27 protein-coding genes, 1 tRNA gene, 1 pseudogene and 1 riboswitch are annotated in these 26,939 nt (G+C 58.6%); of the genes and pseudogenes, 13 read left to right on the forward strand and 16 right to left on the reverse strand.

What is annotated here, in order from left to right; genetic code table 11:
• Positions 1 to 8: 8 nt before the first annotated feature.
• The gene (locus ACVBAU_RS05015) at positions 9 to 2,408 is read right to left on the reverse strand and encodes an ATP-binding protein (protein WP_448328232.1); all 2,400 of its coding nucleotides are present in this window, start codon (positions 2,406 to 2,408) and stop codon (positions 9 to 11) included.
• Positions 2,409 to 2,691: 283 nt separating this feature from the next.
• Here ACVBAU_RS05015 and ACVBAU_RS05020 point away from each other — a divergent pair, with 283 nt between their 5' ends.
• The 3 genes from ACVBAU_RS05020 to ACVBAU_RS05030 are packed head-to-tail and all read left to right on the forward strand — an operon-like array spanning position 2,692 to position 5,344.
• Positions 2,692 to 3,663: a mechanosensitive ion channel family protein gene (locus tag ACVBAU_RS05020; protein ID WP_448328234.1), complete on the forward strand. Its 972-nt coding sequence runs from the start codon at positions 2,692 to 2,694 to the stop codon at positions 3,661 to 3,663.
• A 24-nt stretch (positions 3,664 to 3,687) separates the two neighbouring features.
• Positions 3,688 to 4,203 carry a DUF421 domain-containing protein gene (locus tag ACVBAU_RS05025; protein ID WP_093734297.1) on the forward strand — a complete coding sequence of 172 codons (516 nt, stop codon included), beginning with the start codon at positions 3,688 to 3,690 and terminating at the stop codon, positions 4,201 to 4,203.
• A gap of 43 nt (positions 4,204 to 4,246) precedes the next feature.
• Entirely contained in the window at positions 4,247 to 5,344 is a 1,098-nt protein-coding gene (locus ACVBAU_RS05030; RefSeq protein ID WP_448328236.1) for an alpha-hydroxy acid oxidase, read from the forward strand.
• On the opposite strand, the gene ACVBAU_RS05035 is transcribed toward ACVBAU_RS05030, so the two are convergent.
• The 8 genes from ACVBAU_RS05035 to ACVBAU_RS05070 all read right to left on the reverse strand — a co-directional run bounded on the left by ACVBAU_RS05035 (position 5,341) and on the right by ACVBAU_RS05070 (position 13,531).
• A complete protein-coding gene (locus ACVBAU_RS05035; RefSeq protein WP_448328238.1) occupies positions 5,341 to 6,156 on the reverse strand; it encodes an energy transducer TonB in 816 nt (271 codons plus the stop codon). The genes ACVBAU_RS05030 and ACVBAU_RS05035 overlap by 4 nt on opposite strands.
• Entirely contained in the window at positions 6,153 to 6,644 is a 492-nt protein-coding gene (gene exbD / locus ACVBAU_RS05040) for a TonB system transport protein ExbD (protein WP_448328240.1), read from the reverse strand. Before exbD ends, ACVBAU_RS05035 begins: the two co-directional genes overlap by 4 nt.
• Before the next feature lie 5 nt (positions 6,645 to 6,649).
• Positions 6,650 to 7,513, reverse strand: coding sequence for a tonB-system energizer ExbB (gene exbB / locus ACVBAU_RS05045; RefSeq protein WP_138924129.1), 864 nt, complete (start codon positions 7,511 to 7,513; stop codon positions 6,650 to 6,652).
• Position 7,514: 1 nt separating this feature from the next.
• A complete protein-coding gene (locus ACVBAU_RS05050; RefSeq protein WP_448328243.1) occupies positions 7,515 to 8,198 on the reverse strand; it encodes a Fe2+-dependent dioxygenase in 684 nt (227 codons plus the stop codon).
• Positions 8,199 to 8,263: 65 nt separating this feature from the next.
• Positions 8,264 to 10,717 carry a TonB-dependent receptor gene (locus tag ACVBAU_RS05055; RefSeq protein WP_448328245.1) on the reverse strand — a complete coding sequence of 818 codons (2,454 nt, stop codon included), beginning with the start codon at positions 10,715 to 10,717 and terminating at the stop codon, positions 8,264 to 8,266.
• Positions 10,718 to 10,882: 165 nt separating this feature from the next.
• A complete protein-coding gene (locus ACVBAU_RS05060) occupies positions 10,883 to 11,359 on the reverse strand; it encodes a hypothetical protein (RefSeq protein ID WP_138924127.1) in 477 nt (158 codons plus the stop codon).
• On the reverse strand, positions 11,356 to 11,520 hold the full coding sequence (gene hemP, locus ACVBAU_RS05065; protein ID WP_093734290.1) for a hemin uptake protein HemP: 165 nt from the start codon (positions 11,518 to 11,520) through the stop codon (positions 11,356 to 11,358). The genes ACVBAU_RS05060 and hemP overlap by 4 nt, the downstream gene beginning before the upstream one ends.
• Positions 11,521 to 11,887: 367 nt before the next feature.
• Positions 11,888 to 13,531, reverse strand: coding sequence for a BCCT family transporter (locus ACVBAU_RS05070; protein WP_448328247.1), 1,644 nt, complete (start codon positions 13,529 to 13,531; stop codon positions 11,888 to 11,890).
• Between the two features lie 397 nt (positions 13,532 to 13,928).
• On the opposite strand from ACVBAU_RS05070, the gene ACVBAU_RS05075 reads away from it, so the two are divergent.
• The 3 genes from ACVBAU_RS05075 to ACVBAU_RS05085 all read left to right on the forward strand — a co-directional run bounded on the left by ACVBAU_RS05075 (position 13,929) and on the right by ACVBAU_RS05085 (position 16,830).
• Positions 13,929 to 14,660, forward strand: coding sequence for a hypothetical protein (locus tag ACVBAU_RS05075; RefSeq protein WP_254700445.1), 732 nt, complete (start codon positions 13,929 to 13,931; stop codon positions 14,658 to 14,660).
• 35 nt (positions 14,661 to 14,695) lie between these two features.
• A riboswitch (cobalamin riboswitch) is annotated at positions 14,696 to 14,873 on the forward strand.
• 50 nt (positions 14,874 to 14,923) lie between these two features.
• Positions 14,924 to 15,604, forward strand: a complete 681-nt coding sequence (gene bluB, locus ACVBAU_RS05080) for a 5,6-dimethylbenzimidazole synthase (RefSeq protein ID WP_448328249.1) — start codon at positions 14,924 to 14,926, stop codon at positions 15,602 to 15,604.
• Positions 15,605 to 15,831: 227 nt separating this feature from the next.
• On the forward strand, positions 15,832 to 16,830 hold the full coding sequence (locus ACVBAU_RS05085; protein ID WP_448328251.1) for a hypothetical protein: 999 nt from the start codon (positions 15,832 to 15,834) through the stop codon (positions 16,828 to 16,830).
• Between the two features lie 376 nt (positions 16,831 to 17,206).
• Here the strand turns inward: ACVBAU_RS05085 and ACVBAU_RS05090 are convergent, their stop codons facing one another.
• From ACVBAU_RS05090 to tnpA, 6 genes and pseudogenes are all read right to left on the reverse strand, one after another.
• Complete coding sequence (locus ACVBAU_RS05090) at positions 17,207 to 18,148, reverse strand: AAA family ATPase (RefSeq protein WP_448328253.1); 942 nt, start codon at positions 18,146 to 18,148, stop codon at positions 17,207 to 17,209.
• On the reverse strand, positions 18,145 to 18,543 hold the full coding sequence (locus ACVBAU_RS05095) for a hypothetical protein (protein ID WP_448328255.1): 399 nt from the start codon (positions 18,541 to 18,543) through the stop codon (positions 18,145 to 18,147). Before ACVBAU_RS05095 ends, ACVBAU_RS05090 begins: the two co-directional genes overlap by 4 nt.
• Before the next feature lie 96 nt (positions 18,544 to 18,639).
• A protein-coding gene (locus ACVBAU_RS05100; RefSeq protein ID WP_448325853.1) for an IS3 family transposase occupies positions 18,640 to 19,727 on the reverse strand; the annotation gives its coding sequence in 2 pieces (ribosomal slippage) (positions 18,640 to 19,466 and positions 19,466 to 19,727; 1,089 coding nt in all).
• 72 nt (positions 19,728 to 19,799) lie between these two features.
• Positions 19,800 to 20,827, reverse strand: a pseudogene (gene tnpC, locus ACVBAU_RS05105) (IS66 family transposase); the annotation flags it as partial.
• Positions 20,828 to 20,889: 62 nt separating this feature from the next.
• The gene (gene tnpB, locus ACVBAU_RS05110) at positions 20,890 to 21,237 is read right to left on the reverse strand and encodes an IS66 family insertion sequence element accessory protein TnpB (RefSeq protein ID WP_086055032.1); all 348 of its coding nucleotides are present in this window, start codon (positions 21,235 to 21,237) and stop codon (positions 20,890 to 20,892) included.
• Entirely contained in the window at positions 21,234 to 21,608 is a 375-nt protein-coding gene (gene tnpA, locus ACVBAU_RS05115; protein ID WP_243266315.1) for an IS66-like element accessory protein TnpA, read from the reverse strand. Before tnpA ends, tnpB begins: the two co-directional genes overlap by 4 nt.
• Before the next feature lie 92 nt (positions 21,609 to 21,700).
• Between tnpA and ACVBAU_RS05120 the strand changes: the two genes are divergently transcribed.
• Positions 21,701 to 22,159, forward strand: a complete 459-nt coding sequence (locus ACVBAU_RS05120) for a DUF4238 domain-containing protein (RefSeq protein WP_448328258.1) — start codon at positions 21,701 to 21,703, stop codon at positions 22,157 to 22,159.
• A gap of 230 nt (positions 22,160 to 22,389) precedes the next feature.
• Here the strand turns inward: ACVBAU_RS05120 and ACVBAU_RS05125 are convergent.
• Positions 22,390 to 22,464, reverse strand: a tRNA-Thr gene (locus ACVBAU_RS05125).
• Positions 22,465 to 22,548: 84 nt separating this feature from the next.
• Here ACVBAU_RS05125 and ACVBAU_RS05130 point away from each other — a divergent pair.
• From ACVBAU_RS05130 to ACVBAU_RS05155, 6 genes are all read left to right on the forward strand, one after another.
• Positions 22,549 to 22,749, forward strand: coding sequence for a hypothetical protein (locus ACVBAU_RS05130; protein ID WP_093734285.1), 201 nt, complete (start codon positions 22,549 to 22,551; stop codon positions 22,747 to 22,749).
• Positions 22,750 to 22,752: 3 nt separating this feature from the next.
• On the forward strand, positions 22,753 to 24,021 hold the full coding sequence (gene murA, locus ACVBAU_RS05135; RefSeq protein WP_448328260.1) for a UDP-N-acetylglucosamine 1-carboxyvinyltransferase: 1,269 nt from the start codon (positions 22,753 to 22,755) through the stop codon (positions 24,019 to 24,021).
• Positions 24,018 to 24,488 carry a DUF2948 family protein gene (locus ACVBAU_RS05140; protein ID WP_138924120.1) on the forward strand — a complete coding sequence of 157 codons (471 nt, stop codon included), beginning with the start codon at positions 24,018 to 24,020 and terminating at the stop codon, positions 24,486 to 24,488. The genes murA and ACVBAU_RS05140 overlap by 4 nt, the downstream gene beginning before the upstream one ends.
• An 81-nt stretch (positions 24,489 to 24,569) precedes the next feature.
• Positions 24,570 to 25,871, forward strand: a complete 1,302-nt coding sequence (hisD, locus tag ACVBAU_RS05145) for a histidinol dehydrogenase (protein ID WP_448328262.1) — start codon at positions 24,570 to 24,572, stop codon at positions 25,869 to 25,871.
• A gap of 94 nt (positions 25,872 to 25,965) precedes the next feature.
• Positions 25,966 to 26,445 carry a UPF0262 family protein gene (locus tag ACVBAU_RS05150; RefSeq protein WP_138924118.1) on the forward strand — a complete coding sequence of 160 codons (480 nt, stop codon included), beginning with the start codon at positions 25,966 to 25,968 and terminating at the stop codon, positions 26,443 to 26,445.
• Positions 26,446 to 26,910, forward strand: a complete 465-nt coding sequence (locus tag ACVBAU_RS05155; RefSeq protein ID WP_138924117.1) for an arsenate-mycothiol transferase ArsC — start codon at positions 26,446 to 26,448, stop codon at positions 26,908 to 26,910.
• Positions 26,911 to 26,939: the final 29 nt, after the last annotated feature.

Below are 26,939 nucleotides of genomic sequence, written 5' to 3' on the forward strand. Positions count from 1 at the left end.
CCGCGCACTTAGGCAACAAGCGCGACGTCGGGGTCTTCGTCGGTGGAGGGACAGGTGAACCAAAACACGGTTTCCTCGCCCGGGACGCTATCATACCCGATCTCGCCGCCCATTGCCTCGACCAGATGGCGCGAGATATTGAGCCCCAACCCGGTCCCGCCGCGTTGCCGCGTGTTAGAGGTCTCGGCCTGCGAGAAGGGTTGGAAGATACGCTCGCGGAATTCGTCCGAGATGCCGTTGCCCAAATTGCTGACCGAGATTTTCGTCATGTCGCCCATCGGGGTGGTGGTCACGGTCACGGCAGTATCAGGATAGGCGAATTTACACGCGTTCGACAGCAGGTTTGTCAGCACCTGCATGATGCGGTTCTTGTCTGTCAGCACGTGGTGGTTGGGGGCAGGAGGGGCGACGTCGATCTCGACCTTCCATTCGGTGGCATAGGGTTCGACCTGCTCGGCTGCCAGTGCGACAATATCACCAAGCTTTTCGGGTTTGGGGGCAACGCTCATGCTGCCCGCGTTGATCTTTTCCATATCCAGAATGTCGTTTACCAACGCTACCAGACGGTCGCAGTTGGCCGAGGCGATTTGGACCAGACGAACAGCACTTGCGTTCGGGTCGTTCTGAGTTTGCGCTTCAAGCAGGCCCAATGCGCCCCTGATAGAGGTTAGCGGCGTGCGCAGTTCGTGGCTGACGGTGGCGACAAAGTCGTGCTTCATCTGCTCGAGCTTGTAGGTTTCGGTTATATCGATCTGGATGCCCAGCATCCGCAGCGCGGTCCCGTCCTCAGCTCTTTCAACCACGACGGCGTCAGATTTGATCCAGCGCCAGTTGTCGCGACCGACCCGAACGCGAAAGCGGGCCTCGGCGCGGTCGGTCATACCGTTGATGCAGGCCATTTCGGTCTTTTCGACAATTGCGATGTCGTCGGGGTGTATATGCTGCATCTTGCTGGCATAGGGGTTCGGGCGATTGGGGTCGGCAGGGCACTGCATGATCTCGCGCCATGTGTCCGATACCACCGACGTGTCGTTTTCCAGATCCATGTCGAAAACACCGATATGCGCACTGCTCAGCGCGAGGCTCCAGCGTTGTTCGGTTTCAGCGATCTTGAGCGCACGGCGCTGGCTGTCGGTGATATCACGCAGCATCAGCGTAATGCGGGTTTCTTGGTCTGCGGTGAGCCAGGTGTTTTTCTCGACCTCCAGCGTGCGCGGCTCGTTGCTGCCGGGCAGGGGCGGCACGACGATCTTGGTGCCGCCATCCGCGCGGTAGATGTTGACTTGGGGCAGATGGTCTTGAATGAAATCGCCGGTGGCATCCTTGGTAAAGCCTGCGGCGTTCAAATACCGGCGGGCGGCATTGTTGAGATGCAGGATCTCTCCCGACTGCCGCACCGAGATGATGGGAAGCATTGCGTTCTCGAGAATCGAGCGTTTTTCCTGATGCTGCGTCTCAAGTTCGCGGGTTTTGTCGGCAACGGTCTGGCTGATCGTCAGATTGCGTTTCAGGATCACCGACTGGATCACGAGGATCAGCGTGGTAATGACCAGTGAAAGCCCTAGCACAATCCACTTGGCCCTGTTGGGTTGCGCCGCTTCGAAGGTCGGTGTGCTGCCCCATTTGATTGTCATACGCTGACCATAGCCATAGTGATCGCGCTTGAACGAAAACTGGGGAACGTGATCTGGATAGGCGCTTGTTGTTCCGGGCTGAAAGGCCGTGCTGTCAGACCGATAGAAAGACACCTCTAGATCAATGAGGTCGTTTTGAGCTGGAAATAGATCATGAAAGATTTCCGGGACATCCACCATCGCAAATGCAAACCCAAAGAAGGATCCCTCACGATCGGGCGTACTTTGCCCCCCCGGGCGAAACAGGAAAATCGGCTTGATCAACAATGAATGCCATTTGTCTCCATGCTTCATCGGCAAGGTAGACAGGGTTTCGCCACTATCGCGTGCCGCAATGGCGGTGGCCAGCGCATCGCGATGGTCGGAAAAATTTTCCTCTAACAAACCTTTGAACGCCCCCAAGGGTGCTACGTGGCGAACGGCAAGTTCTGCGGGGGTGGAAGCCGTATCCAGGCTCGTTGGTGTGGCAAAGCCGATGGCATCCAGCACATAGGACCCGTCGCCGATATGGACAGACGCGGCATAAGCCAACATATCCCGCTCTGTGACTTCGTCAGAGGCCGCAATAAACCCAGCCACGCCGTCCAGCGTTCTGCCGTACTCTCCGGCGCGCCTGAGCATAGCGGCTAGTCCTTGGTCCACCAATGCATGGAACCGGTCTTGTGCCTGAACGTGCACGGTATTGCGCGCGACGAAAAAGAACAGGAACGATAAGCCCAGGCAGACGCAGAGGGTGATCAGCTGAAAGTGTGCGAGCTTGCGCGGAATTATCATCTTTGCCCTGTCATCAAGGAGAGCGCCGTGGGTCGGGCGCTCTGGGTCGTTAAAGGTATCTTTGTCACGTATTGGGTGGGGAAACTGGCGAAATTATGGCGCTGTTGCGCATTTCACACAAGGCCTGCGCAGCGTTGGTCGTAGTTTGGGAGCATATCCCAGAGGTATTTCGGAACCCGCGGGGTTGTCGCGTCGTTTGTCCCTGAAATGTGATTAAAAAGCCACATAGGTTCTGCGAGACGAACCGCTTAGGCTTGGTCGCGAACAATTAAGGACCGCCCTTATGGAAGAAGTCGATGCGAACCCCGGCCTGATTTTTGATAAACTCGATGGCTGGTTGGACGGCTTCTTTCGATTGCTACCAAATATCGGGGTCGCACTGGTGGTGGCAGTCGTCTTCTGGTTCTTGGGAATTGGCATCGGTGCATTGATCCGCAAGACCGCAGGGCGGCGTGGGCGTGACAATCTGGGGAACGTTGGCGGATCGCTGATGCGGTGGGCCGTAACGGTTGTCGGTTTTATGCTGGCCGTCACCATCATCGCGCCAACCGTCACCCCGGGGGATCTGATTGCCGGGCTCGGCGTCAGTTCGGTTGCGATTGGTTTCGCGTTCAAGGATATTTTACAGAACATGCTCGCCGGTATATTGATCCTGCTGCGTCAACCGTTCGAGGTTGGCGATCAGATCGTGTCGGGGGGCCATGAGGGCACTGTCGAAAAGATCGAAACCCGCGCCACGATGATCAAAACCTATGATGGTCGTCGCGTCGTGATCCCCAACTCGGACATCTATACCGACAGCGTGGTGGTCAACACTGCCTTTGACACGCGACGGTCCGAATATGACATTGGTGTCGGCTGCAATGATGACTGGGATACGGCCCGCAAGGTCATGCAAGACGCCTGCGCTGGCGTTGAGGGCGTCGAGACAGACCCCGCACCCGAGACAATCCCCGTCGAGCTGGGGGATTCAGCAAATATTATCCGACTGCGCTGGTGGACGAAATCTGACCGCGCGTCGCAAATCCATACGTTCGGGGCCGTGCTGCAGGCGGTCTACAAGGCGCTGGATCAAAAGGGGATCGACATGCCTTATCCAACCCAGGTGCATCTGTTCCACGACCAGACAGAGGAAACAGACGGCAAGCGCCGTGCTCAGCGCGAAGGGTGGCCCGCGGGCGAGGGCGACGTTCCGAAATCGCGTGCCCAGAAACGCGACGAACAAAAGCCACAAGACCGATCCAGCAACGCCTAGCGACCCCATCAGAGGAGGAATTACATGTTTTTCGACAACACGGTACTCGACGTTCTGGCGCGCGGCTTTGTCCTAAGCGGTGTGGCGTTGTTCTGGATCATCTTGATGGTGCGGATTGTCGGGCTGAATTCATTCTCCAAGATGACCAATTTCGACTTTGTGACGACAATCGCCTTCGGCTCTTTGTTGGCGGGGGCGGCGCAGGCATCGGACTGGAAGGCGTTCTTCCAGACGTTGGTCGCGACGGCGTGCCTGTTTCTGTTCCAGTTTACGTTATCGTATTTTCGGCGGCGCTCCTCGACGGTGCTTCATACCATTCAGAACGCGCCGGTATATTTGATGAAGGACGGTAAAATCTGCGAAGAAGCCATGCGGGTAAAGCGTGTGTCGCGTAGCGACTTGATGGAGAAACTGCGCGAATCCAACGTCTCGCGATTAAGCGATGTACGTGCAGCGGTGTTCGAGACGACGGGCGAGGTTTCTGTTCTGTGTGGGGACGAGATCGATGACGCCATGCTGGAGTTTGTTAAAGACGTATAAGCCACATACCTGAGCGTTTTAGTCGCTTGTAGTGGCGGTTGTTTTGCGCGATCTATGGGCCATGCCTATTACCTTGTCAGACTTCGAACAATCCGCCCATACGACCCTTGCCAATGACGTGTTTGCCTACCTCGAAGGCGGCGCGGAGGCAGAGCTGTCGCTAAATCAGAACCGTGCCGCCTTTGGCCGGATTGGCTTGCTGCCCAAGTTGCTGGGCGATTGCGGCGGCGGGCATACGCGCGTCACGATACTGGGGCAACCTGCCGCGCATCCTATCATGGTCGCACCCATGGCGTTTCAGCGGCTTTTCCATGCGCAGGGCGAAAATGCGACTGCACTGGCCGCTGCCGCTCAGGATGCGGTGATGGTGCTGAGCTGCCAGACCAGCACAGCGCCCGAAGAGATCGCAGCCATTCCCGGACGGCGCTGGTTTCAACTTTATATGCAAGCCGATCATGACAGCACGATGTCTCTGGTCACCCGCGCCGTTGCCTGCGGAGCGGAGGCGCTGGTGGTCACGCTGGACGCGCCGATTAATGGCCTGCGCGACCGCGAAGTCGCGGCCGGTTTCGCCCTGCCGGACGGGGTGCGCCCCGTGATGCTGGATCCTCTGCCGCAACCGCATCGACCTCAGTTGCAGGACGGGCAAAGCGTGGTGTTCGACGGCATGATGGTCTTTGCGCCCACGTGGAAGGATCTGACACGACTGATCGCGGACAGCCCCGTTCCGGTAATCATCAAGGGGTGCCTGCGTGCCGAGGATGCCCGCCGGTTTGTCGATGCCGGTGTCGCGGGGATCATCGTGTCGAACCACGGGGGGAGGGTGCTGGATACCGTGCCCGCACCGGTGACGCGGCTGGCCGCCGTGGTGCAAGCGGTGGGGCAGGATGTGCCGGTCTATCTGGACGGCGGCATCCGGCGCGGGAGCGATGTGTTCAAAGCACTGGCGCTTGGGGCCGAAGCGGTGCTGGTCGGCCGCCCCGTGATGCATGGGTTGATCGTCGACGGGGCGCGGGGGGCCAGTCAGGTGCTGCGGCGTCTGCGTGACGAGCTAGAGGTGACGATGGCACTTTGTGGCTGCGCGACGGTTGCAGACATTACCCCCGACATGCTCGCCCCGTTCAAAGAGTCGCGCCCCTAGCGGAAGCGGTAGCTGATCGGGATCGCCAGATTGAACGGACCGGCCCCCATCGTCGATGGCGGACGTGGCAGGGTTTCAAGGCGGTCAAAGATGTTCAACGCGGCTTGATCCAGCACGGGCCAGCCCGATGATTTCGACACCTCGCGCGCTTTGATCTGACCGTATTCATCCAGCGCGAACGCCACCGTCGTTGTGCCCTCGGCTCGGGCGTCGCGGGCGCGGCGGGGGTAATCCTTGGCGGCGTTCAGTGCCAGTACCAGCGACTTTTGCCAATCGGTGATCTCTGCCCGCTCTGCGTCTGTCAGACCCTGTTCCCTGGCAGAACTTTGATCCTGTTCATCCTGACCGGGGCTCGCCTTTGGGGCCGCTGCGGTGCTTTGCGCGGCGTTTTCGTTTTGGGTCTTTTCCTGCAACTCGGTCGGCGTTTCTGTCGCTTCTTTGTCCGTGTCGACCTCTTGATCGGGGTTGGCGATCTTGAACTGCAGCTCGGGGTCGTCGGGAGTGTGCGGGATCTGGGCCAGCAGCGGGTCGTTGGATGCTTTGGCTTCTTCGCGCTCGGCAGGGCTTTCCAATGTGGCTTGGCTATCCTCGGCGGGCGGGCCATCGGGCAGGTCCGTTTCGGGCGCAGCCATGATCATCTCGACCTCGGCCAGATCAATCAGCTCGCGGCCCTGAATGCCCGCTTCTTCCGGCGGCTCGTAGGCAGAGGCCTGCGTCAGCCACAGTGCGACCAGCGCACCGTGTAGGCCGATGCTCAGCCCCGCACCCAGCATCAAACCGGCTCCGTATTTCGGGGCGTAGGCAAAGCTCATTCGGGTGCGTCCTGCGCAGCGGCGGCAGGCGGAAAAGTCGCAAGGTCGCCAGCAGTAGCGGGGGCCGCGCCGCCCTCCTCCTCAAGCCCGACCAGCCCGATCTTCAGATAGCCTTCGCTGCGCATGCGGTTCATCACCGCCATCACTTCGCCATAAGGGACAGAGCGATCAGCATTGATATAGATGCGCGTGCCCAGATCCAGACGGGTCAGGATACCAAGACGCATGTTGAGATCACCCAAGGATACATCCTCTTCGCCGACACTGAGGCTCAGGTCCTGATGAATGGTAACAAAGACCGGATCATCGGGGCGCGGCGTGGGGGTGCCGGTGGCGACCGGCAGTTCCACGTTGACGTCCACGGTGGACAGCGGGGCCGCCACCATAAAAATGATCAGCAGCACCAGCATCACGTCGATGAACGGGGTGATGTTGATATCTGCGTTCGGGGGTAGGTCATCGCCGCCGTCTGAAAGTCGCACGCCCATGGGGGTTACTCCGCTGCCAGTTTGGTGGCGATATCGGCGGTGGTGTGGGGCACGTCGGTGATACGCTCGGCGCGGTCCAGATCGCGCGACAAGCAGCGTTCAACCAAGGCCGCCGCATCACCGACACGCGCACGGTAGCCGGTCACGACGCGGGTAATGTGATTGTACAGCAGCACGGCAGGGATCGCGGCGACCAGACCAATGGCGGTGGCCAAAAGCGCTTCGGCGATACCGGGGGCCACAACTGTCAGGCTGGTGCTGCCGCTTTCCGCGATGCCGATAAAGCTGTTCATGATGCCCCAGACCGTGCCGAAAAGCCCGATGAACGGCGCTGTCGACCCGATGGAGCCGAGGACCATCGCACCCGATTGCATTGACCGTGCAGCACCGGCCTCGATCCGCGAAAGTTCGGATGCGACGCGTTCCTTGATGCCGGCCTTGTTCAACCCGTCAGAGATAGCGATCTCTGCCAAAGCGGCGCGGACCATGGCGCGCATAGGCCCGGAAAAGGATTTCGCAGCAGCGCCTTTGACAGCACCTGCCTTGGCGAGCTTGCGATAGGACCGGCGCAGCCGTGCGTTGGCCCAGCTGACTTGTACAATCTTGCCCGCCCACACGGCCCAGCCCAGAACCGAGGCAATCGCCAGCCCGAACATCACCGCCTTTACGACAATATCCGCGCCCATGAACATCGCTAATGGAGAATGACCGCCCTGCTGCGCAGCAATGCGCATGGGGTCGGACAGGGCAGGCCCGATCCATTCATTGACCCATGTGATCAGCGCGATATTGACCGACGCGGTGTCGGCTGCGGCCAGTTGCGGCGTTGCGACAAGGACAGCCGCCAGAAGGATACTCGGAAATTTCATGTTAGGTCTCTGCCCATTGCCGGATGAGGTTGTGATAGATGCCGGTCAGGCGCACGGCGGTCGGGTCGTTCAGGCCCGCGCTGGCTGACAGCTCTTGGATGGATTGATCCAGATCGAACAGGATCTCGCGCTGGTCGCCGTCGCGCACCATCGATTGGACCCAGAAAAAAGATGCGACGCGTGCGCCACGGGTGACGGGTGTGACCTGATGCAGCGAGGTCGACGGGTAGAGCACACAGTGCCCCGCAGGCAGCTTGACCGATTGGGTGCCGTAATTGTCTTCGATGACCAGTTCGCCGCCGTCATAGTCTTCGGGGTCGTTCAGGAACAACGTGCACGATAGATCCGTGCGCAGGCGCTGGCCGGTTTGCGGGTTCACGCGGATGGCATTGTCGACATGCACGCCAAAGGTCTCCGCCTCTTCGTAGCGGTTGAACATCGGGGGCAGCACATGCAGCGGGAGGGCCGCGGAAACCCACGTCGGGTGACCCATCAACCGTTGCAGCACCAATGTCTGCAGGTCGGGCAGAACGGGGCTGTCGAGCGGAATTTGCTGGTTGCGTTTGGTTTGCGCCGACTGCGCGCCGGCGGTGTTGCGACCATCATCCCATTGGGCCGTATCAATGACATATCTGATGTGGGCAACTTCCTGCGGTGACAGGATATTTTCGACGCAGAGCAACATGGTGTATCCTTTCGAGGGGATCGGCTGGCGGCGCGGGCCTGCGCCGCCAGCCAGTGGTGTGTAGCTTAGAACTTCATGCTGACAGAGATCGACGCAGAGCGACCCGGCGCCACATAGACGAACGGCGTGCCGGAGCGGTACAGCGCGTCATAGTAGGTTTCGTCCAGCACGTTATCGATGCGGAAGTTGACCGAGGCATCATCCGTGATGTGGTAGTCCGCCATCAGATCAAAGCGCCAGTGGCTGGACAGCTCGTTGCCGTTGGTGGCCGCGAATGTGCCGCCCTGAACACTGCCGCGCCATGTGGCTTGACCGCCAAAGCTCCACTGGTCGTTGACGTCGTAACGGGCCAGTACGTTGAACTGCTCGTGTGCGATATTCGCGAACTCTTCGCCAACGTTGTCGGGGTTGCTGCTTTTCAGCACTTCGCTGTCCATCAGGGTCGCACCGCCAAAGAGGCTCAGCTTTTCGGTGATGTTGCCGCCAAAGCCCAGTTCGATCCCGCGGACGCGGTATTCACCGGTCGCCGTGGTCACAACAGGCGCGCCGCGACCGCCGGAGCTTTCACGGGCGTTGTCCTTGGTGGTCTGGAACAGCGCTGCGGTGGCGGTCAGGTTGCCGAACTGCCATTTGGTGCCCAGTTCGATCGCGGTGTTTTCTTCGGGCTCCAGCAGAAGGTTCGAGGAATCGATCCCGTTGTAGCTACCGCCCCCGGCATCCAGTTCGTCCCCGACAGGGTTGGATGAGGTGGCATAGGACAGGTAGACCGACCCGTTCTCACGTGGCTTCCAGACAACACCGGCGTTCCAGTTGAACAAGGTGTCATCGCGCGACAGCGTTTCAGCACCGGCTTGGGTGGTGGTCCGGCTGACGCTGTAATCATCCAGACGGGCACCAAGGTTCAGCTGCCACTGCGGGTTAAACGTGATCGTGTCATTCAGGTACAGCGACCGCGTGGTGACATCGGTCAGCGTCGCATCCGCGCTGCGTACCGGTGTCGCTGTGGAACAGCCGCTGGTGTCGGGGTTGTAGATCGAGACAGTGCACCCTGCCAGACGGTCTTCTGCGGTGCCGCCACCGACTTCGGAGGACAATCCGACATAGCCACGCTGGCTGATCTCTTCACGCGACAGCGCGAAGCCCGCGATCATGTCGTGGCGTGCCGATCCGGTGTTAAAACCAAAAGACAGCTCGCTGGTGTTGGAGGCCACTTCGTTCACCTGATACCGGCTCTTGGGGGAGGCGGTCAGGGTCCAGTTCTGCGGATCGGCATCCGAGGTGTCGGGGCCTTCAGGAGCTGACACGATATAGTCGTTTTCGGTCCGGCTTAGTCGGCTGCGGTTGTTAAAGGTCATGCCCGGCGCGATTTCAAAGGTCGCGCCAAAGGTGGCAACGCTTTGTGTCGCATCGTGAAAATCGCGGTCGGGGTTACCGTAGAAGGTGTCGCGATCCAGCGTCGGACGTCCGGCAGCGGATTCGGTGAAGGGCACGTTGTTGGTGCCATCCCATGGCACACCCCAATCAGGCATCTGTTTCATCTGCAGCTGGTAGGCTTCGAAATCCAGCGTCAGACGCTCGGTCGCTTTGTATTCAGCGGCAACCGACAGACCCAGACGGTCGTCTTTGCTACCATCGCGGCCTGCAACGTCGCTGACTTGGGCGACGGCACCGATGCGGGTCTTGAAACGGTCGTTCCAGACCTTGTTCCAGTCCACTTCCTGCCGTGCCAGATCGGCGGTGCCAAGGGTTGTGGTGGTTTTGACGAAGTCCGTATCTTGCGCCTTTTTGGTCACCAGATTGACCGCGCCGCCTGTGGTGGAACGCCCACCGATGGAGCCGGACGGCCCTTTGGTGATCTCGACCTGTTCGGCCATAAAGGTTTCGCGCACGGCAACGCCGGAATCTCGCACGCCGTCGATGAAGACGTCGTTAGAGGACCGGAAACCGCGAATGAACAGAACGTCGCCGAATGCGTTGCCGCCTTCGCCGGTGCCCAATGTGATGCCGGGTGTGGTGCGGGCGAGTTCACGGACCGACGTTGCATTCTTGTCGCGCAGCACTTCTTGGGTGACTGCGGTGACGGTGCGCGGTGTATCGACCAGCGGTTGCGTCAGCAGCGAGTTGCCCGATTGTACGGCCTGATATCCGGCTTCGGGGTTGGCGTAGGGCGACAGGCCGTTCTCGCCGGCAACCGGCGCGGCAGGTGCGGCGGGGGCTGCGACCACGGGGGCTTGGGCTACGACAGGCGCGGGGGCAGGTGCAGGTGTCACGCGTGGCGCTGGCGCGGCCGCGCGTTTCTTGGCGGGTTGCGGCTTGGGCTTGGCGGCCTGTGGTTCAGAGGTTTCAACTTCGATCCCGGGGAGCAGGAGCGGCTCGTCGCTGGATTGCGCATAAAGCGCTGCTGGAGAGGCCGCACTGATCGCGGCGGCGGTCATCATGCCGATGCTGCGGCTGGCCGTGTGGCCCCGCAAGCTGTGGGGTGTTTTCGTCTGTGTCATATCGCCCTCGTCATTGCCCATTCGGGCTGCTTTTAGGGGGCTGGTCACGACGATTGGCTACCTGTTCTAGGGCGGGGTACTAAAGCTGATAAAAACAATCAAGTATTAATGTTCAGTTGCCTTATGAAATTTTCGAAGGGTTGCCGCCCTGCACGTTTTGCGGCGAAAGGCCCAGGCCTGCGTTGATCAATGCAGCGTTGGTGCTGCCTCTATCCGGGCGATGTCGCGTGGCGCACTCAGGTGCATTCGCTTGAGCGCGAGGCCAAAATCAGCCGCAAGCGATGCCACCAACGGGGCCATATCTGCGCGTACCAGCAGGGTTGCGATCAGCATTGCATCTTCGCGCTGGCCCTCGGTGGCTGTGGAGATGAAATTCGCAAAGCAGGATTCATCAGCGCCAAGACATTTGCACGTCACAGAGTGGCGCATCAAAGGACGGCGACCGAACCGCGCACAAAGTGAGCAGAGCTGTTCAAACGTGGCAAGCGCCTTGGACCCGCTGGTGTGACCCAGAACGCTGGCCAGATCGCTGCCGACTTTTTCCTGCGCATCGGGCCCGTCACACCACATCCGCAAATAGATAACCGACGCAGCCTGAAGGCTGTTTAGCTCTGTGATAAATCCTACCGGCGCACCGCCGGGGTGCTGATGTGCATCCCTCATTTGGTCAGGATCAACTTGCCAGCACGCGTGATTCGCAACGTGTAGGTCTGGGTATCCAGCACGATTTGCGCCAGATCTCCGCCTTCGGTTAGGTCGCGGGCGGAATAGGTTGGAAGCGCGTTCATCGGGGTCTGGGTCTTTGGGGGGGCGTGAAAGGTCATAGGGCTGCTCTATCGGTTGGCGTGAATAGGGGGGGCGGCACGCGGCACGCAAGATCAGGCGGTCCGCTGGCGCAGACCTGTCGGATCACGGCAATATGCGTTTTGGGAATTGGGATCATCATGGGACTCCTCACATCAAATGTGTCGGGCGTCCCCGTGATCGTGCGCGGGGTGGCTAGACGTTGCGATAAACCTGATGGAAATAATAGGGTATGTCAATCCGACAGTTTTAGTCGGAATATAGAGGGTGGAGGAGTGCCAGTGATATTGCCCCGAGGCGGGGCATAAAATTACCCCCCGCAGCGCAGGGCCACGGGGGGTATTGATCTTGTCGACGCTCAGATAATGAACGCATCAGGTTCAGGTGTTACTGCGACTTCATCTCGTCGAGCAGGCCACGAATTATGGCATAGCACAAGAACAGCAGAACCACGGTGAACGGCAAACCGGTCGAGATAACCATCGACTGCAACGATTTGAGCCCGCCTGCCGAAAGCAGCAGCACGATCGCGACCGCACCTTCGAAGATGCACCAGAACACGCGCTGTGGCACGGGCGCATCGACTTTGCCGCCTGCCGTGATCGTGTCGATCACCAGCGAGCCGGAGTCCGACGAGGTCACAAAGAACACGATGACCAGCACGATGCCGATCAGCGATGTGATCCCGGCGAGCGGCAGCGCATCAAGCATCGCGAACAACTGGCGCGGCAGCTCTGCATCTTGCGCGGCGGTGTAGCCGTCGCTGACCACTTGGTCGATCGCTATGCCGCCAAAGACGCTCATCCACAAAACGCAGACCACGCTTGGGATTAGCAAAACGCAGGTGAGGAATTCACGCACGGAACGGCCACGGCTTACGCGGGCGATAAACATACCCACGAAAGGCGACCAGCTGATCCACCATGCCCAGTAGAACGATGTCCAGCCTTGCATAAAGTTCACGTCTTCACGGCCAACGGGGTTGGACAGGGCAGGCAGGTATTCGGCATATGCCACCAGGGATGACCCAAAGGTCGACAGGATCGCCCATGTCGGCCCCACCAGAAGGACGAACACCAGCAGCAGGAACGCCAGACCCATGTTGATCTCGGACAGGATTTTGACGCCGCCGTCCAAGCCGCGCAGCACAGATACTGTCGCAATCGCGGTGATACCGGTAATCAACAGAACCTGAGCCGTCGGGCCGACTGGCAGGCCAAAGAGCTCGTTCAGACCCGCGTTGGCTTGCGTGGCACCCAGACCCAGCGAAGTCGCCAAGCCAAAGAGCGTGGCAAATACCGCAAGGATGTCGATCAGGTGACCCGGCCAGCCCCAAACACGTTCGCCCAAGATCGGGTAAAACGCAGAGCGGATGGTCAGGGGAAGACCCTTGTTATAGCTGAACAACGCCAACGCCAGACCCACGACGGCATAGATCGCCCAAGGATGCAGACCCCAGTGATAGATCGTTGCCGCCATGCCCAGACGTGTCGCTTCGACCTGATCGCCTGCCGCTCCACCCAAAGGTGCCCAATCGCTGCGCAGCCCATCTTCGCCCAAAGCGGTGCCGCCCATAGAGCTTGAGAAATGCGACAGCGGTTCGGAGACACCATAGAACATCAGACCGATGCCCATGCCCGCTGCGAATAGCATCGAGAACCACCCAAGGTAGGTATAGTCGGGGATCGCATCCGCACCGCCAAGACGCACACGACCTAAAGGCGTGACAATCAGCATCAGGCAGAAAATTACAAACACGTTGCCGGCAGAGATAAAGAACCAGTCAAAGCCCTTTGTCACTGACGAAAACAGCCAGGTGAACAATGCGCCCGAGTGTTCGGGCAAGGCGAGCGTGTAGAAAACAAAGGCGATGATGAACACGCCCGAGATCGCAAAGACCGGGTTGTGAATGTCAAAGCCGAAGGGCCCGACGTTGCCTTCTTTGTTGTCTTGGCCAATCTCGTAATTGGTATCGATTACGGCAGCGGCCCCGTCGGGTGTCGGGATACCCGGCGACGTTTCATCCGTCATGAGATGCACTCCATTCTAAAGTATATGCGACCGAACATAGCGCAACTCCGACAAAACAGCCACCGTTGCGGGTCGGATTAAGCAAGTGAATATCATGGTTTAGGTTCTGAAAGCAGGCTTGACGGCTCGGAAGGGGGTCATGGGGTATACGTTTTTACCCCGATTTACCGCGAATCCCCTGTTTGGGTGCCAGACGTTCGCGGCGGGCGGTCTGACGTGTCGCGCCGCCAAATCCCGTCTGAACGAAGGGGGCAACCGCACGGCGGGATAGCCCTCTATCCCAAAAGATACCGCCCCCTATCCGTCGATGCCCCCGACCCACCTGCTTGCGCAAATGAAAGCGCAGCCGTCAGCGGTCACGATAGGTCCATGACAATTTTTCATCATGGGGGATGACATGAAAGTTACACACACACTGCCAATTCTTGCCACGGCCGCACTGATGGCCGCCACCGCTGCCAGCGCTGATAGTTTCAGCCTCTCGGGGGCCCGGTCGGCCATGCAAAGCGATATTTCGTTTAACGCCATGCAATCCGCGGGACAGGGGCAGATCAAACTGCGCCACAAGGTCCAGCCCAAAGCGCAGGCTCGTACCCCCACCATCAGCAGCCGCAGCCGTTCCTTTCAGGCGTTCAGCGGTGTCAGCACTGCGGCTGACCTCAAAAGCCTCATTGCTTGGGCCGAGGCCGGCCCCAAAGGGTACGACGCCGTGCAGTACGGGGCCAAGCGCCTGCCGCCGCAGCGCCCGACACAGATGACCATCGGCGAAATCTATCGCTGGATCGACCGCACACCCGGACAGCAACACGCCATTGGGCGGTATCAGTTCATACCTGCCACCTTGCGCAGCCTTGTGCGTCAGGCAGGGCTCAGCAAAAACGACCGCTTTACGCCAAAGCTGCAGGACGGGCTGGCGGATATTCTCTTGGCCGATGCAGGGTTCGTGTCCTTCAAGAAGGGCGAGATCAGCCGCCACCGCTTTATGGAAAACCTTGCGCGTATCTGGGCCGGGTTTCCCACTGCTAGCGGGCGGTCCTATTATCACGGCTATGCCGGCAATAAGGCGGTCATTTCATGGAACGAGTTTGACGCCGTCATGAGAAAGATTTTCGCGACCAAACGCAGCTGATCCCGCGATAGGGCTTGTTCCGGGCGGATAGCCGTGGCCCAATAGGACGGTCTGGTGTCCGCGTGGCGGAAGAATCGGGAAGCGGGTGAAAGTCCTGCACGTGCCCAACGCTGTAATGGGGATGGTTTGCGCCTAGGCCACTGGAGATATCCGGGAAGGCGTGCAGACCAGACGACCCTAAGTCAGAAGACCGGCCAGACAGTACAGCTTGCCCCGCGTGGACAGCGGGATAGGCGCAGAAATGTATTGTTGGGGAATGAACAATGCCGATATCGTCCGCGCTGGCACCCGCCGCGCCTTTCTCAGATGCTGAACGCGACGCCGTGTACAAGGCAATCTTTACCCGCCGTGATGTGCGCGATCAGTTCTTGCCCGATCCCGTTGCAGACGATGTCCTGCACCGAATTTTGACCGCCGCGCACCACGCGCCCTCGGTCGGCCTGTCACAACCGTGGAATTTCATCGTGATCCGCGACCAGCAGGCGCGCGATCAGGTCTGGCAGGCCTTCAACACCGCGAACGAGGAAGCCGCCCAGATGTTTGAGGGGGATCGGCAGACGACCTACCGGTCGCTCAAGCTCGAAGGCATACGCAAGGCTCCCGTCAATATATGCGTGACCTGTGATCGCAGCCGCGGCGGCAAGGTGGTACTGGGCCGCACCCACAATCAAAGTATGGACCTTTATAGCACCGTCTGCGCGATCCAGAACCTTTGGCTTGCCGCGCGCGCCGAAGGCATCGGCATGGGGTGGGTCAGCGTGTTCCACGATGCGGATTTGCGCAGCTTGCTGGGTATCCCCGACCGCATAGAGATCGTCGGCTACCTGTGTCTGGGGCACGTCGACGAGATGTATCAAACGCCCGAGCTTGAGGTGAAGGGCTGGAGCAAGCGGCTCCCCGTGGACGAAATGATCTTTGACGGCAAATGGCAGGGTGACCCCTAGGCGGGTATTCCCCCTGTGTCATGGGACACGTCGAATATTTGAGCAACTGGCGGAACTTTGCCGGTTCCATGACGTTCCCCCTCTGAAGCCTGCGTATGTCGCGCGGGCGCTAACAGAGGATTATTTCAAATGGGCGGTATCATTTATCTCGTAGGTCTTGTGGTTGTTGTCATGGCGGTTCTTTCGCTCATCGGCCTAGCGTAATTCAATGCCGGGGAGGCAATTACATGAATACGACACTTACTGACAAAACACCCGACGGATCATATGTCGACTGGCCTGCAATTTTCGCAGGTACCGTTGTCGCTGTGGCCATTGGCCTGTTGCTGACCAGCTTTGGCGCGGCGCTTGGCCTGTCGTCGATCACGCTGGACGGGACAGACAATTCTTCCACACTTGAACTGGTGCTGACGGCGCTGTGGCTGGTGATCACGCTGATCGCGTCTTACCTAGCAGGGGGCTATATCGCTGGCCGTATGCGCCGCCGTGTTGAAAGCGCGACGGAAGACGAAGTGACTGCACGTGACGGGATCAATGGTCTGGTTGTTTGGGGCCTCGGGTCGGTTATCACTGCCGTTATGCTGTCCACTGCCTTTACATTTGCCGCCAACACCGCAGGCAATGTTGCTGCTGGTGCAGGCAAAGCAGCCGGTACTGTTGTCGAAGCTGCGGGCTCTGCCGTGGGCGGTGCTGCAGCTGGTCTGGCTGATGCTGCTGGTGCGGCGATTCCGGACGAGGCAAAGAATGATCCGACCGACTATCTGTCGAACCAGCTTTTGCGTCCAAATCAGGTTAACCCGACCACCGCTGATCCAGAAGAGCTGGCACAGCAGACAGCCAGCATCATGGCAAATGTCTACCGCACGGGTGAAGTGAGCGAAGAGGATCGGACCTATCTTGCCGGTGCCGTCGCTGCACGTACCGATCTGACACAAGCACAGGCGAAGAAACGTGTCGATACGGTCGTGACCGAAGCGCAGGAAGCGCGCCAAGAGGCCGAAGAGGCAATCGCCGCAGCCAAGGCCGAAGCCGAGCAAGCTGCTGAAGCGGCGAAAGAAGCTGCAATCGACGCAGCTCAGGCGGCCCGTAACGCGGCCATTCTGACAGCCTTCGTTCTGGCTGCTGCGTCGTTGATCGCCGGTGTCGCATCGGTTGCAGGGTCTGTCCACGGTGGCCGTCACCGCGACCAAGGCCGCTTGTTTGCCGGTCTGACATACCGCGGTTAATCCGCATAACGTGAAAATTGAAACCCCGGCTGCACAAGTGGTCGGGGTTTTTTTATTCCATCGGCGATTCGCGAGAGTGTGCACGGCACAGTAGCCGGTCAGCGGAACGTCGATCAGATGGGCAACTGAGCTGCGAAAGCCGAACAGAGGCAAAGGCAATAAGATATGATCATTAAGGTGCCAATTGGGCATAAGCGTGCAAAGGATCACTAATCGGCAAGCATACCCCTGAAAAAAACGTTTTTAATCATAGGGTTAATTGAAGCTCCAAATTCATCTTCAATCATAAGCATGCAGCCGGGGAGAATAAACGTGCATGCCAAAAAAATGCCCGCCAAGGGCGAGCATTTTTTTGGAAGAACTGGGGTAATTTTAGCTATGAATTGATTTCAAATAGTCTTTGGGAGTCGAACGCCGTTAGGAAATCGGGTGCGGTGAATGGCGAGGATCGCATCAAAGTGCCTGTTTTTGCGGCGAACTGTACGGCAAAGTCATTTGCCTCAAGCTCATTTTTACCAGATAGTTTTACTTCTACTAACGTCTTGATCAACAACTCGATTACAAGCCCCCACCGGTGGGAGCATGCATGATCAAGGCGCGCCAAAAAGTCTGGGGTAACAAGTTCGTCGATATTCATCTCGACTCTATCGGCATAGCAGTACAAGAGTTTCACGAGTTGGTCACGGTCCCGTTTTAGTCTAATCTCATCAAAATGGACTGGGTCAACGAGCTTCTCAAGCTGTTCGTACGAACGAATATAATCGGAGAGGGTCGGAACACCCGACAAAATCAGCATCATTGGCCAACGCGGTTCTTTCATCATCGACTTGAAGCTATCAAGAAAAATTTTGTTAGATTTCGCGCCATCGATAAAGACATGCTGGCATTCATCATAATGAACACCGATGACACCTTGTCTCTCGGCTTGATCTACAACTCTTTCCCAAACGTACTCCTGTGTCCGGGTCCGGTGAAGATCATATCCAAGCGCCCTAAGTGTTTTGATGCCAAGATCCTTGAACGTGACACGACCAGAAAGAAGACAACTTACAATTTTCGCTGGCCGTCCGTTTGGCATCAAAGTCTCACTTTCATTGAATTTTCGGATGAGTGAATTCAACTCTCTGGATTTCCCAATACGAGACTGACCAGTGACCAGCAGGCCGCGAACTTCTAGGCCCCCAATCTGCTGGGCGGTTAAATGTTCCTCAACACACCTCTCGAAGGCCGATCTTAACTTCGCTTCTCGAGGGAACTCGAAATGTGGAGCCTTAAGCTCCGTCAAAAGCGCAATCCTTTCGCGGTTCACGAAGCTCATTTAAAACTACCTTTTCTTTTGGGTCGTCCGATAGGTTGGTGTTTCTTGTCAGTATCCGGCTTTACGCTCTTCGAAACTGAAGCTGTGGCAGCTGGGAGGAGCTCCGTATCAACTTGATCCATTTTATGAGCCTCTGCGACCTCTACGGACGGCTTTGGCGTCGCAGTTGGGCTGTTGTCCGCGCCAAGTGGATAGACGCCTGGGCCGCCGTTGCTAGAGGTGATTTCTCCAGGTCGTACTGTTTTGTGTTCGGAGTTTGATTGTTCAATGCGGACGCCCCTGAACACGTGCCGGGCCTTTTCTTCGCACTCTTCAAATGTTGAATAGCTGCGGGGCAATTTATTCTCGACGCCAATTCTTGTTAGCTGGTCGTGCAGCTTGCGACGTGTCGACATAATTAGATCTTGGTAGATTACCGCAGCGTCCGGAGCCTCGCGAAGGTGAGCTTCTGTGGTAATCCCCCCATTTTTAATGAGGTCCAGCGGTAGAATTCAGGCGGCTGTTTTCAGTTTCATTGCGGGTGTTATGCCGCCGATGCCCATGTTGGGTCGTTCGTTGTTGTAAGTCCAGAGCCATTCCGTGGCCTGATCCTGTGCCTCCTCGATGGTTTCAAAGATGTACTGGCTGAGCCATTCGCCGCGAACCGTGCGGTTGTAGCGTTCGATATAGGCGTTCTGTTGGGGCTTTCCGGGTTGGATGTATTCCAGCCTAACGCCTTGTTTTTCTGCCCATTCCATGAGCTTTCCACTGACATATTCGGGTCCATTATCAATACGAATAGCCTTGGGTTTTCCACGCCATTCGATGATCTGGTTCAGACTCCGCACCACGCGCTCGGCTGGCAATGAGAAGTCGACTTCGATGCAAAGGCCCTCGCGATTGAAGTCATCCAGGACGTTCAGTGTCCGGATCGACCGGCCGTCAGAGAGCTGATCGGCCATAAAATCCATCGACCACGTCTCATTTGGCTTGTCAGGCACAGCCAGCGGTTCTGGCTTGTCGCGCTTCAGCCGTTTCTTGGGTTTGATCCGTAGATTCAGCTCCAGTTCGCAGTAAATCCGGTACACGCGTTTATGGTTCCAACAATAGCCCTGCACGTTGCGCAGATACAGAAAGCACAGGCCAAAGCCCCAGGTGCGCTTGTTTGCCGTCAGACGTTCCAACCAATCGGCGATCTCCTCGTTCTCGGTGCTCAGCGTTGGACTGTAGCGATAGCAGGTCTCACTGATCTGGAACGTGCGGCACGCCAGCGCGACACTGACCCCATGCACCGCCACCATCTTCATGGCCATCTCTCGTCGATGAGACGGCCTCAAGACTTTTTTCCGAGGGCTTCCTTGAGCAACTCATTCTGCATGCTCATCTCCGCATACATCTTCTTGAGGCGGCGATTCTGCTCGGCCATGTCCTTCATCTCTGCGATGAGCGACGCGTCCATACCGCCAAATTTAGCCCGCCATTTGTAAAAGCTGGCACTGCTCATCCCGTGCTCCCGGCAAAGCTCAGAGACCGGCACACCGCCCTCCGCCTGCTTCAACACAGCCATGATCTGCGCATCGCTAAATCGTCCGTTCTTCATCGTAAATCTCCTCAGATATCTTGCCGAGAAAATTCTACTTTTGAACACCACTAATTTTAGGGGGGATTACCCAGGCGCGTAAAGCTTGGCATAACCCTTGTAACCGTCTGCCTGAAGGATACCGCTGGCATTAGAAGGATACCGCTGGCATTAGCCAGGTGGTCCAAGACATGCTCCTCCTTCCAATCCGGCGCAAACCGATAGACGGCTCCAGGTGGCGCATCCCCCGCCCATGGGCGCTGGTCACGCACATAGGCCCAGATCCGTCCCTGCCTGACGCCTTTACCAAGCCCTTTGTCGCGCAAAGATCGGTCCAGCACCCGGATCGGCGTGTCATCCGCATGCAGCAGGTCGCTGCCCATGATGTCAGCCTCGATCCGTTCGATCAGTGGCGACAAGGCCTTCATGGCCCGCCCGCACCAGCCCACAAGGGTGGTCTCGGGGATGTCTGCGCCCATGCGGGCGAAGATCTCGTGCTGGCGATATAAGGGAAGATGATCGTCAAACTTCGCGACTAAAATATGAGCCAGCAGGTTCGGGCCTGCCATGCTGCCTGGGATCGGACGGCTGGGTGCAGGCTCCTGCACCATCCGCTCGCAGCGGCGACAGGACTTCTTGATCCGGGCGATCTGAACCACCTTCATCTGGGCTGCAATCATGTCCAGCAGTTCGCTGACATCCTCACCCACCACGCGCAGATCGCCGCCACAGTCAGCGCAGCATGTGCCGGGATCAAGTTCACGACGCTCGCGCGGTGTCGCATCCGAGACACGTGGACGTCGACGCAGCGCGGGCGCAGAGGGATCATCCGGTGCCGGCTCGTCCTGACCTTCGTCGATGGGCGCTTCATCGCCCTCGGCCACGGCCAGTAGCAAGTCTTCAAGGGCCAGTTCCAGCTGCTCGATCTCGCGCTCGATCTTTTCCGATGACTTGCCGAAGGCCAGCTTCTGCAACTTTGCGATCCGCAGGCGGAGGGCCTGAACCAGCTGGTCGTGGACCCGCAATGTCGCCGAGATCTTGGCATTTTCCGCCTGCAAAGCCGCAATCATCGCCTTCAATATGGCGGGATCATCGGGGAGGTTTTGCGTTACATTCGACATGCACATGGCTACCACAATGCACGTGATAGCGCCATAAAAACAAAGCGTTTTAGCCTATATATTCAGCCCACGCGAGCGGGCGGCGCGCCCCAATCCGGCCTGCGCCAGTCAATGCCTTCCCACAACATTGCAAGCTGCGCGGACGTCAGACGGGCGGCCCCCTCGGTCATTGCAGGCCAAGGGAAGCGGCCGCGTTCCAGGACTTTATAATAGAGGCAAAAGCCCTGACCGTCCCAATACAGAAGCTTGAGCCGATCTCCCCTGCGGCCGCGAAAGGCGAAGACCGCACCGCCCGTCGGCTTCTGGCGCAGGACATCCTGGGTCAGCGCAGCAAGACCAGCAATGCCCTTGCGCATGTCCGTGACACCGCAAGCCACGTAGACGCGAACGCCAGTGCCCGGACCAATCATACTGCTTCCACAGCACGGATTAGCTGCGTCAGCGCCAAGGCAGCCATGTTGCTGTCGAAGTGCAGGCTGCGGCCGTTGCGCAAGCGCAGTTCGACCGCCATCGGGGCCGCGACGGTGGGTGTGTCAGCGATGGCGGGAACGCCGTGTTCAGGAATATCGAAAGGAAGGAAGAGCGCACCTGCGTCAGGCGACCAAAGTCCTTTGTTCTTCAGATCATGCCGCCACGCATAGATCTGTTGCCGCGTGATCTCGTGGCGCTGCGCCACCTGCGTGACCGTCGCACCATCCGTGTCCACCGACATGACAATTCCAAGCTTCTCTTCGTCGCTCCAGCGCCGCCGACGTTCAAACCCCAGTATCTCACCACGCATAGCCGACCCCCACCTAAGACACGTCGCTAACGACGTCGTTAAGCACGTCTCTTAGCAAATCATCAGCAGATCAGGCAGGTGGTCCCAATCGAGTGGTTACGAAAGAGCAGCAGCTATTCCAATCACTTTACGACTTAATTGACAACGAATTGGTCGGAGCAAAGATTAATCAAATGCATTGGCGGGTTTGGGAGTCCCCCTTGTCTGCTCCGACTTTTCTGACTTCCGATAGGCCGATCTTCCGAACCAATAATCTTCATGGGACAGGCGCACACCTTGGGCTTCCGATCAGCCCCCGCCTCCTTTTCATAGCAACCCCAGATCCCGGCTTTCTAAGCTCATTTTTGCAAGCCGATCAGATCAAGCTAGTAAAGGAAAGCAACCGTCAGATCGTGGAAGGGGCTCGGCGCTTCGTTTATGGTTGTGACGAAGGTCAGTTTCAGTTCATCAAGAATCGTTTCGGGGTGAATCCTCAGCCACGCCTAGTTGACGACATCGTTCGCAAAACCCCTGATATTCCTGCCGACAGCCATCTGCCTTCAGTAGGCTGAATCTCCGCTTAATCCGCCCAGCGGTCATCCGGTGGTCGAAATGCTGCGCGATGTGCGAAAGTCCGGTTCGGTGAAGCCGCGCAGCAGAGCTTGGACATCTGGCCAACTGCAGGACTGGGCCGTTTCCGCTCGGCTAAAATTTCTGAACGCACCAAACAAATCTATTGACAGTCATTTGCATCGAATAGCGTCGATTTGCACGCTTATGCTCCATTGGCATAAGGGGGATCTGGTGCTGAAGGGGAGGATTGAACTCCCGACCTCGTCATTACCAATGACGCGCTCTACCACTGAGCTACTCCAGCACTGTGGGCGGGTGATTAGCCCCATTCGCAATATGGTGCAAGCGCAATCTGGACCATATCGGTTCGCTACGCTAGACAATCGACATGTCAAAGGATACCGCCCCTCAAAAGCCGCCAAAACCCAATGAATTGCGGGAAGACAGGCTAAAGGCCGCGCTGAAAGCCAATATGGGCCGACGCAAGGCACAAGCGCGTGCGCGCAGCGACAAAACCCAAAGCGACGACGCGCAGAATGATAGCACGCAGACAGATAACGGCCCGACCGGCCAAAGCAAGGAAGGCTGAAGGATGGATTCTATTGTGGTCAAAGGCGGCGGTGAGCTGTCCGGACAAATTCCGATTGCGGGGGCCAAGAACGCCTGTCTGACGTTGATGCCCGCGACCCTTCTGTCCGAAGAGCCGCTGACGCTGACCAACGCGCCGCGCCTGTCCGATATTCGCACGATGACCGAATTGCTGCGGTCCCTGGGCGCAGAGGTGACGTCGATGCAGGACGGTCAGGTTCTGGCGATGTCATGCCACGGAGAGATCAACACACGCGCCGAATATGACATCGTGCGCAAGATGCGGGCGTCGAACCTTGTGCTTGGCCCGCTGTTGGCCCGCGAAGGGCACGCGCAGGTGTCATTGCCCGGGGGGTGCGCGATCGGTGCGCGTCCGATGGACATTCACACTGATGGTCTTGCGCTGATGGGCGCTGAAATCGACCTGCGCGACGGGTATCTGCATGCCAAGGCGCGAGGCGGGGCCTTGAAAGGTGCGGTTATCGACTTTCCGTTTGCCTCTGTCGGGGCCACGGAAAACATCATGATGGCCGCGACGTTGGCCAAGGGGACGACGGTGATTAACAACGCCGCCCGCGAGCCCGAGATCGTGGACCTTGCCGACTGCCTGCGCGCTATGGGCGCACAGATTGACGGCGACGGCACCAGCCGGATCGAGATTCAGGGCGTGGACCGTCTGCATGGTGCCACCCACCGGGTTGTGACCGACCGGATCGAACTGGGCACCTATATGCTTGCCCCCGCGATGTGCGGTGGCGAAGTCGAACTGCTTGGCGGGCGCATCAACCTGCTATCGGCCTTTTGTGAAAAGCTGGATGCCGCAGGGATCGATGTGACCGAGACCGACAAGGGGCTCAAGGTCGCGCGGCGCAATGGTGTAATCAGCGCAGTTGATGTGACGACCGAACCTTTCCCGGGCTTTCCAACCGACCTGCAGGCGCAGATGATGGCGCTGCTCTGTACGGCGGACGGCACTTCGGTGCTGGAAGAGAAAATCTTTGAGAACCGCTTTATGCACGCGCCGGAGCTGATCCGCATGGGGGCAAATATTGAAGTCCATGGTGGCACCGCGACTGTTCATGGCGTCAAAAAGTTGAAAGGTGCGCCGGTGATGGCGACCGATTTGCGGGCGTCGATCTCGTTGATCCTTGCCGGTATGGCCGCCGAAGGTGAAACACGCGTCAGCCGCGTTTACCATCTGGATCGCGGGTACGAACATGTGGTGGCAAAACTGCGCGGCGTGGGCGCAAATATTGAACGGATCAAAGAATGACCGAAGATGCACGTTTCGAAGACGGGCGCGAAGCCCCGCTGAACCTCGGCGCGTTGGACGTCGAAGACCTCAAGGTGATCTCGTCGCTGGCGCAGGATGCTGTGTTTCCGGGGTCGGAAATGCGTTGGCTGCAAAAGGAAGGGCGCTTTGCCTTGCTGCTGAACCGCGTTCGCTGGGAGGACGCCGGCAAGTCGCGTCACGTCCCTGAGCGGGTGCAAACCATTTTGATGTTCAGCAACGTGCAGCGCGTCTCAAGCCAGGGCGTGAACAAGGGCGATGCGGATACCATCCTGTCGCTGTTGCAGATCGAATTCACCGAAACCGACGCGCCATCGGGTGACGTGCTGCTGACCCTCGCAGGGGACGGCGTGATCCGTCTGACCGTCGAAGCGCTGGATGTGACGTTGAAAGATGTGACGCGCCCCTATGCGGCCCCGTCACGCAAGCTTCCGGAACATCCGGCCTAAGCGTTCTTTCTTGTCCCTCGTCGCGCAGCCTGACTGTGCGACGATTCTTCAAAGCCCATTGCGCCGCGCAAAGGACATCCGATGCCCCAATTCCTTGACTTTGATCAGCCCGATTTTGAACAGGTGTTTACAGCACTGCTGTCGGCCAAACGCGAAGACAGTCCCGATGTGGACGACACGGTCGCCGACATTATCTCGCAGGTTCGCGCGTCGGGTGATGTCGCTGTGATCGCACTGACCAAGAAATTCGACCGTATCGCCCTGACGCCCGAGACCCTGCGCATCACGGTAGTCGAAGTTGACGCGGCCGTGGCCGAAGTATCGACCGAGGACCGCGCCGCGCTTGAGCTTGCCGCCGCGCGTATCCGCGCCTACCACGCGCGCCAATTGCCCGAGGATGCCGAATGGCAGGACGACACGGGTGCAACGCTCGGCTGGCGGTGGAGCGCGGTTTCTGCCGCAGGGCTTTATGTGCCGGGCGGTCTGGCGAGCTATCCGTCCTCTGTTTTGATGAATGCGATCCCTGCCAAGGTTGCGGGCGTCGAACGGCTTGCGATGGTTGTGCCCACGCCGGATGGGGTTTTGAACCCGCTGGTGCTGCTGGCCGCACGGTTGGCCGGCGTCGATGAAATCTACCGCATCGGCGGGGCGCAGGCGGTGGCCGCGCTGGCCTATGGGACCGACACGATCCCGCCCGTCGACAAGATCACCGGCCCCGGCAACGCCTATGTTGCTGCCGCGAAACGGCGGGTGTTCGGCAAGGTTGGCATCGATATGATCGCGGGGCCGTCGGAAATTCTTGTGATCGCGGATGGGGATAATGACGCCGATTGGATCGCACTTGATTTGCTCAGCCAGGCCGAGCACGATGAAAGCGCCCAGTCGATCCTGATCACCACAGACCCCGCTTTTGGCCGTGCTGTATCGGATGCCGTAGATGCCCGACTGGAAACGCTGGAACGGCGCGCGATTGCGGGCACCAGCTGGCGCGAGAACGGGGCGATTATCACCGTGCCGGATGTGGCGACGGCAGCAAAGCTGAGCAACCGTATCGCGCCTGAGCACCTTGAGCTTTGCGTCGCGGATGTGGATGCGCTGAGCGCGAAAATCACCCATGCGGGCGCGATCTTCCTTGGGCAGTGGACGCCAGAAGCGATTGGCGATTACGTTGGCGGGCCGAACCACGTGCTGCCCACGGCACGCTCTGCACGGTTTTCCAGCGGGCTGTCCGTGCTGGATTTCATGAAGCGGACGACTTTGGCGCGGATGACACCGGATGCGTTGCGCGCCATTGGCCCGTCGGCAGAACGACTGGCGCGATCCGAAAGCCTCGAGGCACACGGATTGTCGGTTACCGCGCGGTTGCGCAAATTGAACGACTGACGCAACGGCCCCATGTTCGGTCTGCCGATGCCAATTGTAGAACCCCGCCGCCCGGTCTAAGGTCGGCGGGATTGACACTAAATGAGACGTCCCCATGTCCCGGATCACGCATATTGCGCTTGACGACGCGAACCTGCCCCCACCCACGCCCGAGATAGAACAAGAGCGCAAGGTCGCGATGTTTGACCTGCTGGAGGATAACGTTTTTACCCTGCCAGTGCGCGACGACCGTCCTGTGCCACAGGGGCCATACCATCTGGGACTGTCGATCCGTGACAAACGGCTGGTGTTTGATGTGAACACTGAAACCGCTGAAAAGGCGGCAGAATTCCATCTGTCGCTGGGGCCATTCCGGCAGGTCGTCAAAGACTACTTCCAGATTTGCGAATCCTACTTTGAAGCCGTCAAGAAATCAGCGCCAGCACAGATCGAGACCATCGACATGGCGCGGCGTGGGATTCACAACGAAGGCTCTCGGGTGCTGCAAGAACGGCTTGAAGGCAAGGCCGAGATCGACACCGACACGGCTCGCCGTCTGTTCACCTTGATCTGCGTTCTGCACTACGGCGGCTAGATGACCCAGAAACTGCCCCAATCGGTGCTGTTTTGCTGCGATCACAACGCGGTGCGGTCGCCTATGGCCGAAGGGTTGATGAAAAAGTTCTACGGCACGGGCACCTATGTGCAATCCGTCGGCGTGATGAACGACCTCGAGATCGACGGTTTTTCCATTGCCGTGTGCCAAGAACTGGACGTTGAACTGTCGCGCCATCGGTCGCGCAGCTTTGACGAGATGGAGAATTGGGGCGATGATCTAAGCTCGTTTGACCTGATCATCGCGCTGAGCCCTGCCAGCCAGCGCCGCGCGCTGGAGCTGACACGCTTTTATCATCTGACGGTGGAATATTGGCCAATTCTTGATCCGACGGGCTTGGGTGAAACCCGTGACGCCAAGATAGAACAGTATCGGGCGGCCCGCGATCAGATCAAGGATCGCCTGATCGATCGTTTCGGCCCGGCAACGCGCACAAAGCCCTAGGGCAGGGGGCGTCCCCCTGCCGCCGGAGC

The sequence above is a fragment of the Sulfitobacter sp. M13 genome (assembly GCF_053474885.1).

Bases quoted from the DNA above. Each gene is read 5' to 3' on its own strand.
- ACVBAU_RS05015 (WP_448328232.1), bottom strand. From the start codon at position 2,408: ATGATAATTCCGCGCAAGCTCGCACACTTTCAGCTGATCACCCTCTGC.
- ACVBAU_RS05020 (WP_448328234.1), top strand. From the start codon at position 2,692: ATGGAAGAAGTCGATGCGAACCCCGGCCTGATTTTTGATAAACTCGAT.
- ACVBAU_RS05025 (WP_093734297.1), top strand. From the start codon at position 3,688: ATGTTTTTCGACAACACGGTACTCGACGTTCTGGCGCGCGGCTTTGTC.
- ACVBAU_RS05035 (WP_448328238.1), bottom strand. From the start codon at position 6,156: ATGAGCTTTGCCTACGCCCCGAAATACGGAGCCGGTTTGATGCTGGGT.
- exbD (WP_448328240.1), bottom strand. From the start codon at position 6,644: ATGGGCGTGCGACTTTCAGACGGCGGCGATGACCTACCCCCGAACGCA.
- exbB (WP_138924129.1), bottom strand. From the start codon at position 7,513: ATGAAATTTCCGAGTATCCTTCTGGCGGCTGTCCTTGTCGCAACGCCG.
- ACVBAU_RS05050 (WP_448328243.1), bottom strand. From the start codon at position 8,198: ATGTTGCTCTGCGTCGAAAATATCCTGTCACCGCAGGAAGTTGCCCAC.
- ACVBAU_RS05055 (WP_448328245.1), bottom strand. From the start codon at position 10,717: ATGGGCAATGACGAGGGCGATATGACACAGACGAAAACACCCCACAGC.
- ACVBAU_RS05060 (WP_138924127.1), bottom strand. From the start codon at position 11,359: ATGAGGGATGCACATCAGCACCCCGGCGGTGCGCCGGTAGGATTTATC.
- hemP (WP_093734290.1), bottom strand. From the start codon at position 11,520: ATGACCTTTCACGCCCCCCCAAAGACCCAGACCCCGATGAACGCGCTT.
- ACVBAU_RS05070 (WP_448328247.1), bottom strand. From the start codon at position 13,531: ATGACGGATGAAACGTCGCCGGGTATCCCGACACCCGACGGGGCCGCT.
- ACVBAU_RS05075 (WP_254700445.1), top strand. From the start codon at position 13,929: ATGAAAGTTACACACACACTGCCAATTCTTGCCACGGCCGCACTGATG.
- bluB (WP_448328249.1), top strand. From the start codon at position 14,924: ATGCCGATATCGTCCGCGCTGGCACCCGCCGCGCCTTTCTCAGATGCT.
- ACVBAU_RS05085 (WP_448328251.1), top strand. From the start codon at position 15,832: ATGAATACGACACTTACTGACAAAACACCCGACGGATCATATGTCGAC.
- ACVBAU_RS05090 (WP_448328253.1), bottom strand. From the start codon at position 18,148: ATGAGCTTCGTGAACCGCGAAAGGATTGCGCTTTTGACGGAGCTTAAG.
- ACVBAU_RS05095 (WP_448328255.1), bottom strand. From the start codon at position 18,543: ATGTCGACACGTCGCAAGCTGCACGACCAGCTAACAAGAATTGGCGTC.
- tnpB (WP_086055032.1), bottom strand. From the start codon at position 21,237: ATGATTGGTCCGGGCACTGGCGTTCGCGTCTACGTGGCTTGCGGTGTC.
- tnpA (WP_243266315.1), bottom strand. From the start codon at position 21,608: ATGCGTGGTGAGATACTGGGGTTTGAACGTCGGCGGCGCTGGAGCGAC.
- ACVBAU_RS05130 (WP_093734285.1), top strand. From the start codon at position 22,549: ATGTCAAAGGATACCGCCCCTCAAAAGCCGCCAAAACCCAATGAATTG.
- murA (WP_448328260.1), top strand. From the start codon at position 22,753: ATGGATTCTATTGTGGTCAAAGGCGGCGGTGAGCTGTCCGGACAAATT.
- ACVBAU_RS05140 (WP_138924120.1), top strand. From the start codon at position 24,018: ATGACCGAAGATGCACGTTTCGAAGACGGGCGCGAAGCCCCGCTGAAC.
- hisD (WP_448328262.1), top strand. From the start codon at position 24,570: ATGCCCCAATTCCTTGACTTTGATCAGCCCGATTTTGAACAGGTGTTT.
- ACVBAU_RS05150 (WP_138924118.1), top strand. From the start codon at position 25,966: ATGTCCCGGATCACGCATATTGCGCTTGACGACGCGAACCTGCCCCCA.
- ACVBAU_RS05155 (WP_138924117.1), top strand. From the start codon at position 26,446: ATGACCCAGAAACTGCCCCAATCGGTGCTGTTTTGCTGCGATCACAAC.